Genomic DNA, 16,420 nt, shown 5'->3' on the forward strand with positions numbered 1-16,420 from the left:
GGCTTCCTTGTACGAATAAGGGAAATCAGTGGATAGGTGGGAGCTTACTCCCACCGTTATTGCATCAAGCCTCAGGCGGTGTGGCGACCTGATCCGCAGCATCTTCACTGCGATGCAACGCTACCTGGCGGATCGACAAGCGAATCTCCGCCGGCAACACACGCTTGGCCGCGCCTTCGGCCAGTTCGCCGAGCAATTCGTGATAGCTCAGCTTGCCGGCTTCGTCGCGCTTGAGGACGTCCAGATCGAGCATGGTCTGGATAAAGTGGCGGAACAGGCTCTTGTCGAAGAACTCCGGGGCGTTCAAGCCATGGAGGATCGACAGGCGCTGGGCCATGACCGTGCACAGGTCTTCCAGCTCTTCGGCGCTGATGCTGTTCTGGCCGCTGTTGAGCAGCAAGGACACCGTCATGTAGAAGCGTTGCAGGGTCTGGGCAATGCTTTTCGACAGCAGGGTCAGCAACACGAAATGCCGCGAACTCGGTGCCGGACGCAGGTACACGTCGTTCTCGAAACGCAGCAGGCCTTGCTCGACAAAGGCTTCGAGCCACTGATCGACCACACCGTCCAGCTCATCCATGGACCAGCGGATGAACAGTTCCGATTGCAGGTACGGATACAGCGCGCGGGTGTAGCGCAGGATCTGTTCGCGGCTCATGCGCGACGCGCTCTGGAAGAAACTCGCCAACAGAGACGGCAGCGCGAAGATGTGCAACACGTTGTTGCGGTAGTAGGTCATCAGGACGGCGTTCTGCTCGCCCAGGTACAGAATCTTGCCCAGCGCGTCGCTCTGTTCGGACAGCAGATCCATGTCCTTCACATGCTCGATCAGCGCCCGACCATCACCTTCCGGCAATGTGGTGTGCGGTGAGTACGGGACTTTGCGTAACAGCGCCAGATACAAATCCAGCACCCGCGCCATCGCACGATCGTCCAGCGCCAAACGGCTGGTGGACAGCAGCGCCAGGGCCACCAGGTTCACCGGGTTGATCGCCGCGGCTTCGTTCAAATGCTGCGCGACTTTCTCGCCGAGGCGGTTGGTGGTTTCGTTGAGCCACGCCGGTTTGAACTGCGGGCCGAGCTCCTGTTGGCGCCAGTCTGGTTGCTCACTGTCGAGGAACTCCGCGAGTTTGATCGGTTCGCCGAAGTTCACCGCCACCTGGCCGAAGCGTTGCTTGAGGGCGCCGATGACTTTGAAAATGTCGAAGATCGATTCTTTTTTCTTGCTCGCGCCACGCAGTTCGCCGAGGTAGGTCCGGCCTTCCAGTACACGTTCATAACCGATGTACACCGGAATGAACACGATCGGCATGCGTGACGAACGCAGGAAGCTGCGCAGGGTGATCGCCAGCATCCCGGTTTTCGGTTGCAGCATGCGCCCGGTGCGCGAACGGCCGCCCTCGACGAAGTACTCGACCGGGAAGCCTTTAGTGAACAGGGTGTGCAGGTATTCGTTGAACACTGAGGTGTACAGCGGGTTGCCCTTAAAGGTACGGCGCATGAAAAACGCACCGCCACGGCGCAACAGGCTGCCGATCACCGGCATGTTCAGGTTGATCCCGGCGGCAATGTGCGGCGGGGTCAGGCCGTTGCGGAACAGCAGGTACGAGAGCAGCAGGTAATCGATGTGGCTGCGGTGGCACGGCACATAGATCACTTCGTGACCCTGGGCGACTTTCTGCACGCCTTCGATGTGGTTGACCTTGATCCCGTCGTAGATCTTGTTCCAGAACCAGCTCAGTACCACTTCCAGGAAACGGATCGCGGTGTAGGTGTAGTCCGAGGCGATCTCGTTGCCGTAGCGCAGGGCCTGGGCCTTGGCTTTTTCCGGGGAGATTTTCTCGCGCTCGGCTTCGTCCAGAATCGCTTGCTTGACCAAGGGCTGATTGAGCAAGCCTTTGACCAGATTGCGACGGTGCGAAATGTCCGGGCCGATCACCGCAGCCTTGAGGTTGCGGAAGTGCACCCGCAGGATCCGCTGGGCCATGCGCACGGTGCGTTCGTGGCCCTTGTTGTGCTCGATCAGTTCGCGCAGATGGATCGGCGCCGAGAACTGCACGCGGGTCTTGCGCCCCAGCACGATGATGCTGAGTAAGCGGCGCAGGCGCCCGGTGACCGCCCAGCTGTCGGCGAACAACAGCTTCCACGGGCTCGACTCGCTGTCCGGCGACTGGCCCCAGAACACGCTGACCGGAATGATCTGCGCATCTTCGGCAGCGTTCTGGCTCAAGGCGCTGACCAGACGGGTCAGGGTCGGCGGCGCGCCGCGTTTGTCCTGGCGGCCGAGCCAGTCGGGCTCGGGTGTCAGGTAAAAGAACGCGGCGGGTTCGATCAATGTACCCACCGATACCGGCAGCACCGGACGCGGCAGGCCGGCCTTGGTGCACTCGGTGTCGACCACGGCCAGGTCGGTCAGCGAAGGATTTTGCAGGACGTAGAACACCGGACGGCTGCGGTCGAGGTTGAGGGTAAGGGACGACTGGTTGATCGTCTCCGAGCGAACCCAGAGGTACAACAGTCGGCGCAGGGTGCCAAACACAAGACGGCGGAACGGGGAACGGGTCATACGGCTTCTGCTTGAGTGAATAAAACCGAGCAAATGCTCGGGCGGTCGATAGTGTGCCGTATTCGCCGAAAATCGGCAAAAAAGCGGTCAAGTAAACTTGAGTTGAGAGTTTTCGCGGCTGTCATATACTTGACCGCTCAAAATAAAAACAAGGGGGTAACGAGACATGGCTACGCGCGAAACCGGCAATGTGAAGTGGTTCAACGACGCCAAGGGCTACGGCTTCATTCAACGCGAGGACGGGGTGGACGTGTTCGTGCACTACCGCGCGATTCGCGGCGAAGGCCACCGTTCGCTGGCTGAAGGCCAGCAGGTTGAGTACGCCGTGGTGACGGGCGAGAAGGGATTGCAGGCTGAGGATGTTGTAGGTCTGTAAACCCGATCCCCGGATCACGCATGATCCGTAGGAGCGAGGCTTGCCCGCGAAGCTTTTAGCGCCAGCGATGACGCCTTCGCGGGCAAGCCTCGCTCCTACGGGTTTGTGGTGTGGCTGGTTACGCGGTCTTCCAGGTGATTTCTTCTTCACCATCAGCGCTGATGCGCATCCAGCGATCTGCCGTCTCTTCACCTTCTTCCTCGACCCACGTTCCCGGCGCGCAACGCACTTCGACGTTCAGCGCGGCGAAGGCTGCACGGGCGCAGGCGATGTCGTCTTCCCACGGCGTCTGGTCGCTTTCCAGGTACAGGCTGTTCCATTTACCTACGGCTTTCGGCAGCCAGGTGACTGGGACGTTGCCGGCCTTGCACTTGTAGGTCTGGCCTTTCTTGACCCACTCACTGCACGGGCCCAACGCGGCGCTCAGCCAATCGGCGACGGTCTTGTAGTCGACGTCGGCGTCTTTCAGGTAAATCTCGATATCGGGTTGGCGCATGGATGTCCTCACTGCGGTCTTGAAAAATCCATTCGCGGATTTAGCCGGCCTCAAGCTGTTGCTCAAGACCAAAAATTATTGAAGTACGAAGTAATCGTAACGCATCGAAACCGTGACTTCGAACGGCTCGACCTGCTCGATCACCGCTGCCCGGCGTTCGGCACTGGCGCGCCAGCCGTGGGGCGTCATGGCCAACAGGTTGGCACGATCCTGACCATTGGCCAGCGTCAGTTTGAACTCCAGGGTTTCACTGTGCGCCAGCGCCATGCCTTCCGGCACCAGGGCCAGATGCTTGTCGTCGGTGTATTCACGCACTTCGTCATACAGACTTTCGCGCAACTCCATCAGGTGGCCGCTGGTCGGACCGACTTTCATCAAGCCGCCGCCGGGGCTCAGCAGGCGCTTGGCTTCTTCCCAGTCCAGCGGACTGAAAACGCTCGCGAGAAACTGGCAACTACCGGACGCCAGCGGCACCCGAGCCATGCTAGCGATCAACCACGTCAGCTGCGGATTCCGCTTGCAGGCGCGTTTGACGGCTTCCCGGGAAATATCCAGTGCGTAACCATCAGCATTCGGCAAGGCCTCGGCGATTTGCGCGGTGTAGTAACCCTCGCCACAACCGATGTCGAGCCAGCGCTGGGGCGCGTACTGCGCCGCCAGTTCCGCCAGGCGCTTGGCCACCGGCGCGTAATACCCTGCGTTCAGGAAGTCGCGGCGGGCCTCGACCATCGCCAGGTTATCCCCAGGGTCGCGGCTGTTCTTGTGCTGCACCGGCAACAGGTTCAGGTAACCCTGGCGCGCGCGGTCGAAACGATGCCCGGCGGGGCAAGCCACGCCGTTGTCCACCGCGTTAAGCGGTTCGCTGCAGATCGGGCAGGCCAGCATCAGGCGAGCAACTTGATCAGGGTCTGGTAGTAGATTTCGGTCAGCACGTCGAGGTCGGCGGCCAGCACACGTTCGTTGACTTGGTGAATCGTCGCGTTGACCGGTCCCAGCTCAACCACTTGAGTGCCCATAGTCGCGATGAAACGACCGTCGGACGTACCGCCACTGGTGGACGCCTTGGTTTCGCGACCGGTGATGTCCTTGATGCTCGACGCCACGGCATCCAGCAGCGCGCCCGGTTCGGTGAGGAACGGCAGGCCCGACAGCGCCCAATCCACGTGCCAGTCCAGGCCATGCTTGTCGAGGATGTCAGCGACGCGCTTTTGCAGGCCTTCGACGGTGGATTCGGTGGAGAAGCGGAAGTTGAACACCGCTACCAGATCACCTGGAATCACGTTGGTCGCGCCAGTACCGGAGTTGACGTTGGAGATCTGGAAACTGGTTGGCGGGAAGAAATCGTTGCCGTGGTCCCAATGCTCGGCGGCCAGTTCGGCCAGGGCCGGGGCGGCGAGGTGGATCGGGTTCTTCGCCAGGTGCGGGTAGGCCACGTGGCCCTGAATACCGCGCACGGTCAGCTTGGCGCCGAGAGAACCGCGACGACCGTTCTTGACCACGTCACCGACCAAGGCGGTGCTCGACGGTTCGCCGACGATGCACCAGTCCAGACGCTCCTTGCGCGCGGCGAGGCGTTCGATCACAGCCTTGGTGCCGTGGTGCGCCGGGCCTTCCTCGTCACTGGTGATCAGGAAAGCGACCTTGCCCTTGTGATCCGGGTAGTCGGTGACAAAACGCTCGGCGGCCACGGTCATCGATGCGAGGCTGCCTTTCATGTCCGCCGCGCCACGGCCGCAGAGCATGCCGTGTTCGTCGATCACCGCGTTGAACGGGTCGATCTGCCACGCGGTGACCGGACCGGTCGGGACCACGTCGGTGTGACCGGCGAAGCACAGCACCGGGCCGTCGTGTTTGCCGTGGGTGGCCCAGAAGTTATCCACATCTTCGATGCGCATCGGTTCCAGTTGGAAACCGGCATCGCCCAGGCGCTGCATCATCTGCTTCTGGCAATCGGCGTCCACCGGCGTCACGGACGGACGGCGGATCAGGTCAATGGCGAGTTGAAGGGTCGGCGAAAGGTCGGCGTGGGCCGTCATGGAAAACTCCGGAAACATGAATTTGGGCAAGAGCCAATGTGGGAGCGAGCCTGCTCGCGAAGGCGGTGTGTCAGTCAACATAATCGTCGATTGTTACACCGCATTCGCGAGCAGGCTCGCTCCCACAGGTATTGGGTCAGGCCACTAAGGCCAAGGCCTGCAAAATGGCGGTTATCTTAAAGCAAAACGGCGGCCATTGGCCGCCGTTTAGTGCATCTGTACTGATTTAGACGGCTGGTAGAGGCTCAGGCTCGGCGGCCGGTTTGGGCAGCGAAGACAGGAACGCCATGATCAGCGCCGCCAGGTACGGCAGCGACTGCACCAGCAACATGGTCACCCAGAAGCGGATGTCGTTGCTCGGCAGGCCCTGCACCAGGAAGATCCCCAGCGCCGCGCCCCACAACAGCAGCATGATGAACACCTCTTCGCGCGCCTCCGAAATCGCCACCCAGAAGCCGTGGTTATCGGCGTTTTTCGGCGTACGGAAGAACGGAATGCTGCTGGTGAAGAAGCCGTACAGCACCGCTTTTGCGATGGTGTGCGACAACGCCAGACCGGCCAGCGCCGCGCAGAACGCATCCTTCAGGTTGACCCCGACCGCACGGCGGTACAGGAAGATGATCTTGGCCACCTTGAACACGAACAGCGCCAATGGCGGAATCGCGAAGATCAGCAGCGGTGGATCGACCCGTTGCGGCACGATGATCATCGCCGCCGACCACAACAGGGCGCCCACGGTGAAGAAGATGTTCATGCCGTCCGCCACCCACGGCAACCAACCCGCGAGGAAGTGGTAACGCTGGCCGCGGGTCAGCTCGGTGTCCTTGCCGCGCAGCAGGCTGGCGGTGTGGCGCTTGATGATCTGAATCGCGCCATAGGCCCAGCGGAAACGCTGTTTCTTGAAGTCGATAAAGGTATCCGGCATCAGGCCTTTGCCGTAGCTGGTGTGGTAATACGCCGCCGACAGACCTTTTTCGAATACGCGCAGACCCAGTTCGGCGTCTTCACAGATGCACCAGTCAGCCCAGCCAAGCTCCTCGAGCACCGAACGTCGGGTCATGGTCATGGTGCCGTGCTGAATGATCGCGTCACGGTCGTTACGGGTGACCATGCCGATGTGGAAGAAGCCTTTGTATTCCGCGTAGCAGAGCTTCTTGAAGGTGCTTTCGTTCTGGTCGCGATAATCCTGTGGCGACTGCACCACGGCGATTTTCGGATCGGCGAAGTGCGGCACCATGTGCTTGAGCCAGTTCGGGTCGACGCAGTAGTCCGAGTCGATCACCGCAATCACTTCGGCATCCTTGGCGGTGTGCGGGATCAGGTAATTCAGCGCGCCACCCTTGAAACCGGCCAACGGGGCGACGTGGAAGAACTTGAAGCGCGGGCCGAGGGTCTCGCAGTAATCGCGCACCGGTTCCCAGACCGCCGGGTCCTTGGTGTTGTTGTCGATGATCAGGACTTCGAAGTCCGGATAGTCGAGGTTGGCCAGGGCGTTGAGGGTCTGTTTGACCATCTCCGGCGGTTCGTTGTAGCACGGTACGTGAATCGACACTTTCGGTCGGTAGTCCGAATCCCCCACGACTGGCAGGAATTCTCGCCGGCGCTTGTGAGTCCAGACCGCTTCGGCCAGTTCGTGGGCCTCGGTCAGCAACACGATAAACACCCCGAGCGCACCGAGGGCGAGCAAGAAGCCCACCGTCAGGCTGAACCAGGTGCTGTATTGCTGGCTGTAGTCATAACCGATCCACACCAGAACCGAACCGCACAAGAACGCGATAAAGGTCAGGAAGGTGCGGCCACGCTGGCGCAGGGCCGAGCCGTCGATCATCAGCAAGGTCAGGGACAGCAAGGCCAATACGGCCGAGCCGATCGCCAGCACGCGCCATTGCGGAATCGCGACCACCGGACCTTCGAAGTTGAATTTCTGCTGGCGCGCGGCGTTGAACACGCCCCAATACGCGCCCACCGAACCTTCGTCAGTGGCCTTCCACGGTTGGTCGAAGGCTTCGATCACGAAGTAGTTGAAGCCCTGGCGGTTCAGTTTGTTAACCAAGGTGCGCAGGTAAATCGCCTGGTCCGCCGGGCTCGAATCGGTGCCGCCACGCATGCGACCGTTGCTCGGCCAGCCAACCTCCGAAAGCAGCAGCGGTTTTTTCGGGAACATTTTTTTCAGGTCCCGGGCGCGGTCGAGGACGAATTGACCGGCCTTGTCCACCGGGATGAATTCCCAATAAGGCAGGACGTGCGCGGCGATCAGGTCAACGTGCTTGGCCAGTTCCGGGTGTTCTTCCCAGACGTGCCACTGCTCGGACGTGGTCACCGGCACTTTCACGGCGGCGCGGACGCGGTCGAGGATGACGCTGAGGTCCTTGGCGGTAATTTCCTTACGGAAGATCGCCTCGTTGCCTACAACCACGCGTACGACGCTGCGGGAAGTGTTGGCCAGTTCGATGGCGCGCAGGATCTCGCGCTCGTTGCGTTCCTGGTCCGGGCTGATCCAGATCCCCAGGGTCACGCGCAGGCCGAACTCTTCCGCCAGTTTGGGAATGTCCTCCAGCGTGCCGTCGACCGAGTAGGTGCGGATGTTGTCCGTCAGCTTGCTCATGATCTCCAGGTCGCGACGCATTTCATCGTCGGTCGGGTACTGGTCTTTCTGTGGGTACTGGCCTTGTTGAAACGGCGAGTACGAAAAACCGGAGATCTGTTCAGGCCAGTTGGGAGCGGTGACCGGGCGGTTGATCAGCGCCCAGAAGCCGGTAAACAAGGCAGCGATGGCGAGCACCACAACCAGGTTGAGTCCAAATTTACGCGATGACATAGCTATTTCAGGTTCCAAAGGCTGTGGAACGAAGGAACGGGTCGGCGGTTGGCCAAGGGGGCGCGCATCCTACACCGTGCTTTCACTTACCGTACAGCAAGCAAGGAAAAGCCTGACATTGGGCAATCGGCTTGAACATAAGTTCTTACACTTGTAGCCGGATGGTTAAAAGTTCTCGCGTTGTGGCCCTATAATGCGCGCCGGTTTTTGGGGTAATGGTCATGAGTACAGAAGATCCGCGGTTTGCCGGCATCGCTCGGTTGTATGGCATTGAAGGCCTGGAGCGCTTGCGCGCGGCCCACGTGGCGATTGTCGGCGTTGGCGGCGTCGGTTCCTGGGCGGCGGAAGCCGTGGCCCGGTGTGGCGTGGGCGAGATTTCGCTGTTCGACCTCGATGACGTCTGCGTCAGCAACGCCAACCGTCAGTTGCACGCGCTGGACAGCACCGTCGGCAAGCCCAAGGTCGAGGTGATGGCCGAGCGCCTGCGCGGGATCAACCCGGACTGCACGGTGCACGCGGTGGCGGATTTCGTGACCCGTGAAACCATGGCCGAGTACATCACGCCGAACATCGACTGTGTGATCGACTGCATCGACAGCGTGAATGCCAAGGCTGCGCTGATCGCCTGGTGCAAACGCCGCAAGATCCAGATCATCACCACCGGTGGCGCGGGCGGGCAAATCGACCCGACGCTAATCCAGGTTTGCGACCTGAACCGGACCTTCAACGATCCGCTGGCCTCGAAAGTGCGCTCGACGCTACGCCGCGACTACAACTTCTCCCGCACCGTGACTCGCCATTACAGCGTGCCGTGCGTGTTCTCCACCGAACAGCTGCGCTACCCGAAACCGGATGGCAGCATTTGTTTGCAGAAGAGTTTTGTCGGCGATGGCGTGAAGCTCGACTGCGCCGGCGGGTTTGGCGCGGTGATGATGGTAACGGCGACGTTCGGCATGGTCGCGGCGACCAAGGCTGTGGATAAGATTGTGGCGGGTGTGCGGCGCCCGGCGGATCGAGTCAAGCCAGAAGCTTAAGCCGAGCCCCTGTAGGAGCTGCCGAAGGCTGCGATCTTTTGATCTTCGGCGTGGGTGCTCCCGCTAAAGATCAAAAGATCGCAGCCTTCGGCAGCTACACGTCGCTAAGGCTCCGCATCCGCTGTAACACGGCATTCAGGCCATTACTGCGCGACGGCGACAACTGCCGGCTCAATCCAAGCTGATTGAACCAATCCGGCAAATCCACCTGCCGCAACTCTACCGCCGACAACCCGTTAACCCGCGCCAGCAGCAACGCCACCAACCCGCGAATCAACCGCGCATCGCTGCTCGCGGCGAACTGCCAATGCCCATCCTGCAATGTTCCTACCAGCCAAACCTGGCTTTCACAGCCATGCACGCGGTTGGCGTCAACCTTATCCACATCGCTCAACGCCGGCAGGCGATCGCCCCATTGCATCAGCAATCGTGCCCGCTGTTCCCAGCTTCCGGCTTGTTCAAATGTTTCCAGCGCTAAAACCGCATCGGCCGGCAAACTCATCGCAGCAACTCCAGCGCCTGATCCAGCGCTTCAAAGAACCGCTCCAGATCCTCGGAGTCGTTATACAGCGCCAACGACACCCGAATCGCTCCAGCGAGTTCGAAGCTCTTGAGCAGCGGCATGGCGCAGTGATGACCGGCGCGCACGGCGATCCCCTGTTCGGTCAGCAAATGAGCCAGATCGGAGTTATGCACACCCTCGACGACAAAACTGGCCAGCGCGAGTTGCGGTTTGCCCAGCAATCGAATGCCATTGCGAGCCTCAAGACCCTTGAGCAAATAGTCATGCAGCGCCGCTTCGTGGGCGTTCACTGCGTCCTGATCCAGTCCGCTCAGGTAATCCAGGGTCGCGCCGAGGCCAATCACGCTGGCAATCGGCGGCGTTCCGGCTTCGAAACCCAGCGGCGCCGGGCGGAAGCGGGCGTCGTGGAAATTGGCGTCCAGCACCATTTCGCCACCGAATTGCCAATGACGCAGCTGCTTGAGCGCTTCATTGCGACCGAACAGCACGCCCAAACCGTCAGGGCCGTAGAGCTTGTGGCTGGAAAACACATAAAAGTCGCAACCCAGCGCCTGCACGTCATGCCGGCCATGAACGATGCCTTGAGCACCATCGACCACGGTCAACGCTTCGTGCGCTTGGGCCATCGCCAGCAATTCGGGCAACGGCTGCCAGGCGCCGAGCACGTTGGAGAGCTGACTGACCGCCAGCAACCGGGTTCGCGGGCCGATCAACTGCGCAGCGGTAGCGAGGTCAATCAGACCATCGGCGTCCAGCGGCAAAACGATCAGCTTCAAGTCGCGGCGCAGGGCCAGTTGCTGCCAGGGCAACAAGTTGGCGTGATGCTCCAAGGCGCTGATGACAATCTCATCGCCCGGATTGAATAAGTGTTCCAAGCCATAGGCCAGGAGGTTCAGCGCGGAGGTCGCGCCGTGGGTAAAGATGATCTGCCCGCAATCGCCGGCATTCAGCCATTGGCCGATTTTGCTGCGGCTGTCCTCGAACGCCTGGGTGGCGTGGGCGCCGGGCAAGTGTTGCGCCCGATGCACGTTGGCCGCGCCATTGGCGTAGTAATGCGCCAGGGCGTCCAGCAGGGCTTGAGGTTTTTGCGTGGTGGCGGCGTTGTCCAGATAGGTCTGGTCTTGCCGTTGCAAGGCGGCGATGGCCGGAAAATCGGCGCGCCAGGGAGAAGGAATCATCATGCTTTCGGGCCCTGTTGAACATGGGCGGGGGGGAGCGCCTGACCTTGATGTTCCTCGCCCTTGCCCTTGTAGGAGCGAGGCTTGCCCGCGAAGCTTTTGGGCGTCAGTGAAGACGCCTTCGCGGGCAAGCCTCGCTCCTACAAAATCAAGATCGAGGGCAAGGCACAGGTGATCGTTTCGCGTTCTGCTTAGTTGTGAGCGTGCAGCGCTTCGTTCAGTTCGATGGCCGATTTGTGGGTTTTGCATTCCACCGCACCGGTCTCCGAATTGCGACGGAACAACAGGTCAGGTTGGCCAGCCAGTTCACGGGCCTTCACGACTTTGACCAGTTTGTTGTTTTCGTCCAGCAGCGCGACTTTGGTGCCGGCGGTCACGTACAGGCCCGATTCAACGGTGTTGCGGTCGCCCAACGGGATACCGATACCGGCGTTCGCGCCGATCAGGCAGCCTTCGCCAACCTTGATCACGATGTTGCCGCCGCCCGACAGGGTGCCCATGGTCGAGCAACCGCCGCCCAGGTCCGAACCCTTGCCGACGAATACGCCAGCGGATACGCGACCTTCGATCATGCCCGGGCCCTCGGTGCCGGCGTTGAAGTTGACGAAACCTTCGTGCATCACGGTGGTGCCTTCGCCCACGTAGGCGCCCAGGCGAATCCGCGCGGCGTCAGCAATACGCACGCCGGCCGGAACCACGTAGTCGGTCATTTTCGGGAACTTGTCCACCGAGAACACTTCCAGCAGCTCGCCACGCAGGCGGGCTTCCAGTTGATGCTCGGCCAGTTCGGCGAGGTCGATGGCGCCCTGGCTGGTCCAGGCAACGTTCGGCAGCAGCGGGAACACGCCGGCCAGGTTCAGGCCGTGAGGCTTGACCAGACGGTGGGACAGCAGGTGCAGCTTGAGGTAAGCCTCAGGCGTGGACGTCAGTTGCACGTCTTCAGCCAGGATGGTCGCGACCAGCGGCTTGTGGCTTTCGGCCAGACGGGTCAGCAGCGCGGCTTGACCGGCATCGACGTTCTTCAGCGCTTCAGCCAGTTGCGAAGCCTGGGCGGTGGTGAAGGTGATGGCCTGGTTGCCTTCGGTGTAGCCCAGGACCGGAGCAATCGCAGCGACCAGCTCGGCCGACGGATTGAGCAGCGGCTGTGCGTAAAACACTTCCAGCCATGCGCCTTGACGGTTTTGAGTGCCGACACCAAAGGCCAGGCTGAACAGGGAATTGGACATGTTGATACCTCTAACAAAAAGAACGGGCTGCCTTACTTGAGTGCGGCCGCGTAGATATCTGGCTTGAAGCCAATCAGGGTTCGGTCACCGAGATCAAGCACCGGGCGCTTGATCATCGAGGGTTGTGCGAGCATCAGTTCGATGGCTTTCGCTTGGTCGAGATCGGCTTTGCGTTCGTCGTCGAGTTTGCGAAAGGTCGTGCCTGCGCGGTTCAACACCACTTGCCAGCCGTGCTCATCGCACCATTGGTTGAGGTGTTCACGGTCGATACCGGCCGTTTTGTAATCATGAAAGTCATAGCTGACAGCGTGTTCATCGAGCCAGGTGCGCGCCTTTTTCATGGTGTCGCAGGCTTTGATGCCGAAAAGGTGCAACGTTTTACTTGAATTGGTCAAGGAATTGCCCCCTTTGCAGGTGCTGGAAAAAAATGGTGACGGATTATGCCATGACCGGGCGGTTTCCACGCAAAACCTGTGGGCGCGAGTCGGCTCGCAGAGAACACCGTTATTTGGCGTCCCGAGCCTGGTGTCGTCACTTCAAGCTGCCAGCAAATGCAGCCTGCGCAAAAATCGGCAGTGGATTGTTCTAAGTTATTTCGCTGGGCGAAGGCCTGCCTCTCTCGTCAAGAACCGCAAAGCGTTGCGTGAGGTGCCCATGGCAAACTGCTCGGACGGCTTTCCAGGTACGTTTGGCGGGAGTCAACGGGAAGAACGGATTACCAGGCGTTTATTTTCGAGCGTTCGTATTCGATCCAGTTGGCCCAGTCTTCCTGTACGACCGGATCGTTGTAGTCTGCGCCTGACCTTGAAAGGTCGATTCCCGGGGCCAGTGCTATTTTGCTTGCCTGGAATCCCTCGCGAAATCTCTCGTCACTGTGTTCACCAAACAGCATTTTTAGCCAAGCAAACATCGTCGTACCTTCAGTGGGATAAAAACTCCCGAACTGTAGGGCGCCGTTCGTTGAATAAATGTAAGGCATTTCCGAGAGTTTCCTAGGAATTGATACATTCCTGGTCTGACCGGCTGCAGGGGCGGATTGACGGCGCAGTTTTCGGGCTCACTCGGGGGCTGTTTTTTGATTTGCGATTCAGGAGCGTTGCTGAATCCGGGGACGCGTTTTGGTATCGACATTGGTGCAACGGCCAGCCAGCAGTCCAAGCGGCTAATATGGCGCTTCAATGCTGTCGATTGTCTGGGAATAACGCTTTATGCAAACCGCCTACACCGTCCTGATCCTGTTGATGCTGGTCGGCGTTTCACGCCTGATCGGACGCGTGATCCCGCTGCCCCTGCCATTGGTGCAGATCGGCGCGGGAGCTTTACTTGCCTGGCCCACGTTGGGGCTGCATGTAGCGCTGGATCCCGAGTTGTTCCTCTTCCTGTTTCTGCCGCCGCTACTGTTTTCCGACGGCTGGCGCATGCCCAAGCGCGAACTGTGGCGCCTGCGCGGGCCGATCCTGACCCTGGCCGTCGGTTTGGTGCTGTTCACGGTGGTAGGCGCCGGGTATTTCATTCACTGGTTGATCCCCAGTATTCCACTGCCGGTGGCGTTTGCGCTGGCGGCGGTGTTGTCGCCGACGGATGCCGTGGCGGTCTCGGCGATTTCCCAGAACCGTTTGCCGACACCGTTGATGCACATGCTGCAGGGCGAGGCGTTGATGAACGACGCGTCGGGCCTGGTGACCTTCAAGTTTGCCTTGGTCGCCGCGGTGACGGGCGTGTTCTCCCTGGCCAACGCCAGCCTGACCTTCGTGCTGGTGGCGGTCGGTGGCCTGGCCATCGGTGTGGCACTCAGTTGGCTGGTCGGCCGCTTGCGTTCGTGGATGATCGCCCGGGGCTGGGATGACCCGGCGACTCACGTGGTGTTCATGTTGCTGCTGCCGTTCGCCGCGTATGTGCTGGCTGAACGCCTCGGCGCTTCCGGCATTCTTTCTGCGGTCGCAGCGGGGATGATGCAGAGCTGGCTCGACCTGCTGCCACGCCAAACCAGCACCCGATTGCTCAATCGCAGTGTCTGGTCGTTGCTGGAATTCGCCTTCAACGGCCTGATCTTCCTGCTGCTGGGCTTGCAACTGCCGGACATCATGAAGGCCGTGGCCAGTCACGAAGCCTCGTTGTGGCCGACCCTGCTTTACCGTTGCCTGGACGTGGTGGCGATTTTCCTGGTGTTGCTGGTGCTGCGATTTATCTGGGTGCAGAGCACGTGGCGCTTCTCGGGACTGTTGCGCCGCTGGCGTGGCAAGGGTGAGTTGACGCTGGTGCCCACGGCGCGATCTTGCTGGTTGCTGACCGTCGGGGGCGTACGCGGTGCGGTGACCCTGGCGGGCGTGCTGTCGGTGCCGCTATTAATGGGGGCCGATGCGTTTCCCGAGCGCGACCTGCTGATTTTCATCGCTGCCGGGGTGATTCTGCTGTCGCTGATTGCGGCGTGCATTGCTTTGCCGCTGTTATTGCGCGGCATCGAGAAAAGCCCCGACGACAAGCGTCGCAACGAAGTGCGTGAGGCTTGGCGCAAAACCGCTGAAGCGGCGATTCATGCGCTGGAAGTCGAAGAAGCCAAGCCTGCGGATGCGGCGGAAGCGGCGCTGGCGGCTGAACTCAAGGCGCGGATCATGTCCGAATATCGGCATCAACTGGAGGTGTTCAACGACTCGGCCGAAGCCCAGGCCCTGGCGTTTCAGATGGATCTGCTGGAGCGGCGATTGCGCTTGAAGGCGCTGCGGGCGCAGCGCCTGGAGTTATACAGCCTCAGCCGTCACCACCAGATCGGTGATGACGTGTTGCGCGAAGTGCTGGGGGAACTGGACCTGAGCGAAGCAAACCTCGGCCAAGTGAAATAACACCGCCCCCCGTAGGAGCGAGGCTTGCCCGCGAAGGCGTCTTACCTGACACACCGCCTTCGCGGGCAAGCCTCGCTCCTACAAGGGGGGAGTTATTTACGGCGCTGGATGAAGGCGCGAATCCGCTCGGCGGCTTCAACACACTCGGCCAACGGCGCAACCAGCGCCATACGCACCCGGCCAGCGCCAGGATTGGTGCCGTCCACGTCGCGGGACAGGTACGACCCTGGTACCACCGTCACGTGTTCTTCAACGAACAAATCCCGGCAGAACGCCTCATCATCACCTTCAACGTTCGGCCACAGGTAGAAACCGCCATCCGGGCGCTGCACATCCAGCACCGGGCTGAGGATTTCCAATACCGCATCGTACTTTTCGCGATACAGCGCACGGTTGGCGCGCACGTGCACTTCGTCGTTCCACGCGGCGACACTGGCCAGTTGGGTTTGCACCGGCATCGCGCAGCCGTGATAGGTGCGGTACAGCAGGAAGCCTTTGAGAATGTCGGCGTCACCGGCGACAAAACCTGAACGCAGGCCCGGCAGGTTGGAGCGCTTGGACAGGCTGTGGAACACCACGCAGCGCTTGAAGTCCTTGCGGCCCAGTTCCACGCAAGCGCTGAGCAGGCCCGGCGGCGGGGTTTGTTCGTCGAAGTACAGTTCGCTGTAGCACTCGTCGGCGGCGATCACGAAGTCGTATTGGTCGGCCAGGGCGATCAGCTTCTTCAAGGTGTCGACCGGGATCAGTGCGCCGGTCGGATTGCCTGGTGAGCACAGGAACAGGATCTGGCAACGTTTCCAGATGTCGGGCGAAACCGCATCGAAATCCGGGTTGAAACCGTTTTCGTCCAGGCACGGCAGGTAATGCGGCTTGGCCCCGGCGAGGAATGCTGCGCCTTCGTAGATTTGATAGAACGGGTTCGGGCTGACCACCAGCGCGTCGTCGCCACGGTTGACCACGGTTTGGGTGAAGGCAAACAGCGCCTCACGGGTACCGTTGACCGGCAGCACATTGCGCGCCGGGTCGAGCCAGCCGTTCGGCACGTTAAAGCGACGTTCACACCAGGCGGCGATGGCTTCGCGCAGGGCCGGGATGCCGAGGGTGGTCGGGTACACGGCCATCTGATCCAGATTGCTGGCCAGGGCTTCAGCGACAAAGCTTGGCGAACGGTGCTTCGGCTCCCCGATCGACAGCGCGATAGGGCGCTTGTCCGGGTTGGGCGTGACGCTGCCGAGCAGGGCGCGGAGCTTCTCGAACGGGTAGGGCTGCAACTGGTTCAGAGCGTTGTTCATCGGGGGCCTCGTTTAATGTGGGGGGCTCCAATCTC

14 protein-coding genes are annotated in these 16,420 nt (G+C 60.8%); 3 read left to right on the forward strand and 11 right to left on the reverse strand.

From position 1 onward, the window contains the following. Nucleotides 1-64: 64 nt before the first annotated feature. Nucleotides 65-2,566, reverse strand: a complete 2,502-nt coding sequence (plsB, locus tag LOY68_RS05885; protein WP_054047221.1) for a glycerol-3-phosphate 1-O-acyltransferase PlsB — start codon at nucleotides 2,564-2,566, stop codon at nucleotides 65-67. 166 nt (nucleotides 2,567-2,732) lie between these two features. Here plsB and LOY68_RS05890 point away from each other — a divergent pair, with 166 nt between their 5' ends. Beyond that, a complete protein-coding gene (locus LOY68_RS05890) occupies nucleotides 2,733-2,942 on the forward strand; it encodes a cold-shock protein (RefSeq protein ID WP_010462862.1) in 210 nt (69 codons plus the stop codon). A gap of 118 nt (nucleotides 2,943-3,060) precedes the next feature. Here the strand turns inward: LOY68_RS05890 and LOY68_RS05895 are convergent, their stop codons facing one another. The 4 genes from LOY68_RS05895 to LOY68_RS05910 form a co-directional block, all read right to left on the reverse strand. Further along, on the reverse strand, nucleotides 3,061-3,438 hold the full coding sequence (locus LOY68_RS05895; protein WP_163908717.1) for a hypothetical protein: 378 nt from the start codon (nucleotides 3,436-3,438) through the stop codon (nucleotides 3,061-3,063). 75 nt (nucleotides 3,439-3,513) lie between these two features. After that, nucleotides 3,514-4,323: a putative RNA methyltransferase gene (locus LOY68_RS05900; RefSeq protein ID WP_265043581.1), complete on the reverse strand. Its 810-nt coding sequence runs from the start codon at nucleotides 4,321-4,323 to the stop codon at nucleotides 3,514-3,516. Continuing rightward, nucleotides 4,323-5,474, reverse strand: a complete 1,152-nt coding sequence (dapE, locus tag LOY68_RS05905) for a succinyl-diaminopimelate desuccinylase (RefSeq protein WP_265043583.1) — start codon at nucleotides 5,472-5,474, stop codon at nucleotides 4,323-4,325. Before dapE ends, LOY68_RS05900 begins: the two co-directional genes overlap by 1 nt. A gap of 226 nt (nucleotides 5,475-5,700) precedes the next feature. Then, a complete protein-coding gene (locus tag LOY68_RS05910; RefSeq protein ID WP_054047214.1) occupies nucleotides 5,701-8,292 on the reverse strand; it encodes a glycosyltransferase in 2,592 nt (863 codons plus the stop codon). Nucleotides 8,293-8,507: 215 nt separating this feature from the next. Here LOY68_RS05910 and tcdA point away from each other — a divergent pair, with 215 nt between their 5' ends. Beyond that, a complete protein-coding gene (gene tcdA / locus LOY68_RS05915; protein ID WP_123405731.1) occupies nucleotides 8,508-9,326 on the forward strand; it encodes a tRNA cyclic N6-threonylcarbamoyladenosine(37) synthase TcdA in 819 nt (272 codons plus the stop codon). Nucleotides 9,327-9,420: 94 nt separating this feature from the next. Here the strand turns inward: tcdA and LOY68_RS05920 are convergent, their stop codons facing one another. The 5 genes from LOY68_RS05920 to LOY68_RS05940 all read right to left on the reverse strand — a co-directional run bounded on the left by LOY68_RS05920 (nucleotide 9,421) and on the right by LOY68_RS05940 (nucleotide 13,232). Next, nucleotides 9,421-9,828, reverse strand: coding sequence for a SufE family protein (locus LOY68_RS05920; RefSeq protein ID WP_163908722.1), 408 nt, complete (start codon nucleotides 9,826-9,828; stop codon nucleotides 9,421-9,423). Beyond that, complete coding sequence (locus LOY68_RS05925) at nucleotides 9,825-11,030, reverse strand: aminotransferase class V-fold PLP-dependent enzyme (protein WP_265043589.1); 1,206 nt, start codon at nucleotides 11,028-11,030, stop codon at nucleotides 9,825-9,827. The genes LOY68_RS05920 and LOY68_RS05925 overlap by 4 nt, the downstream gene beginning before the upstream one ends. A 188-nt stretch (nucleotides 11,031-11,218) precedes the next feature. After that, on the reverse strand, nucleotides 11,219-12,253 hold the full coding sequence (gene dapD / locus LOY68_RS05930; protein ID WP_054047205.1) for a 2,3,4,5-tetrahydropyridine-2,6-dicarboxylate N-succinyltransferase: 1,035 nt from the start codon (nucleotides 12,251-12,253) through the stop codon (nucleotides 11,219-11,221). A 32-nt stretch (nucleotides 12,254-12,285) separates the two neighbouring features. After that, nucleotides 12,286-12,648, reverse strand: a complete 363-nt coding sequence (locus tag LOY68_RS05935) for an ArsC family reductase (protein WP_265043591.1) — start codon at nucleotides 12,646-12,648, stop codon at nucleotides 12,286-12,288. A 320-nt stretch (nucleotides 12,649-12,968) separates the two neighbouring features. Then, a complete protein-coding gene (locus LOY68_RS05940) occupies nucleotides 12,969-13,232 on the reverse strand; it encodes a hypothetical protein (protein WP_265043593.1) in 264 nt (87 codons plus the stop codon). A gap of 229 nt (nucleotides 13,233-13,461) precedes the next feature. Here LOY68_RS05940 and LOY68_RS05945 point away from each other — a divergent pair, with 229 nt between their 5' ends. Further along, nucleotides 13,462-15,093 carry a Na+/H+ antiporter gene (locus LOY68_RS05945; protein ID WP_265043595.1) on the forward strand — a complete coding sequence of 544 codons (1,632 nt, stop codon included), beginning with the start codon at nucleotides 13,462-13,464 and terminating at the stop codon, nucleotides 15,091-15,093. 92 nt (nucleotides 15,094-15,185) lie between these two features. On the opposite strand, the gene dapC is transcribed toward LOY68_RS05945, so the two are convergent. After that, a complete protein-coding gene (dapC, locus tag LOY68_RS05950; RefSeq protein ID WP_163908727.1) occupies nucleotides 15,186-16,385 on the reverse strand; it encodes a succinyldiaminopimelate transaminase in 1,200 nt (399 codons plus the stop codon). Between the last annotated feature and the right edge of the window lie 35 nt (nucleotides 16,386-16,420).

The organism is Pseudomonas sp. B21-053 (assembly GCF_026016365.1).
Taxonomy (GTDB): Bacteria; Pseudomonadota; Gammaproteobacteria; order Pseudomonadales; family Pseudomonadaceae; genus Aquipseudomonas; species Aquipseudomonas nunensis.

Bases quoted from the DNA above. Each gene is read 5' to 3' on its own strand.
- LOY68_RS05900 (WP_265043581.1), bottom strand. From the start codon at position 4,323: ATGCTGGCCTGCCCGATCTGCAGCGAACCGCTTAACGCGGTGGACAAC.
- LOY68_RS05895 (WP_163908717.1), bottom strand. From the start codon at position 3,438: ATGCGCCAACCCGATATCGAGATTTACCTGAAAGACGCCGACGTCGAC.
- tcdA (WP_123405731.1), top strand. From the start codon at position 8,508: ATGGTCATGAGTACAGAAGATCCGCGGTTTGCCGGCATCGCTCGGTTG.
- dapE (WP_265043583.1), bottom strand. From the start codon at position 5,474: ATGACGGCCCACGCCGACCTTTCGCCGACCCTTCAACTCGCCATTGAC.
- dapD (WP_054047205.1), bottom strand. From the start codon at position 12,253: ATGTCCAATTCCCTGTTCAGCCTGGCCTTTGGTGTCGGCACTCAAAAC.
- LOY68_RS05925 (WP_265043589.1), bottom strand. From the start codon at position 11,030: ATGATGATTCCTTCTCCCTGGCGCGCCGATTTTCCGGCCATCGCCGCC.
- LOY68_RS05940 (WP_265043593.1), bottom strand. From the start codon at position 13,232: ATGCCTTACATTTATTCAACGAACGGCGCCCTACAGTTCGGGAGTTTT.
- LOY68_RS05890 (WP_010462862.1), top strand. From the start codon at position 2,733: ATGGCTACGCGCGAAACCGGCAATGTGAAGTGGTTCAACGACGCCAAG.
- LOY68_RS05910 (WP_054047214.1), bottom strand. From the start codon at position 8,292: ATGTCATCGCGTAAATTTGGACTCAACCTGGTTGTGGTGCTCGCCATC.
- LOY68_RS05920 (WP_163908722.1), bottom strand. From the start codon at position 9,828: ATGAGTTTGCCGGCCGATGCGGTTTTAGCGCTGGAAACATTTGAACAA.
- LOY68_RS05945 (WP_265043595.1), top strand. From the start codon at position 13,462: ATGCAAACCGCCTACACCGTCCTGATCCTGTTGATGCTGGTCGGCGTT.
- plsB (WP_054047221.1), bottom strand. From the start codon at position 2,566: ATGACCCGTTCCCCGTTCCGCCGTCTTGTGTTTGGCACCCTGCGCCGA.
- dapC (WP_163908727.1), bottom strand. From the start codon at position 16,385: ATGAACAACGCTCTGAACCAGTTGCAGCCCTACCCGTTCGAGAAGCTC.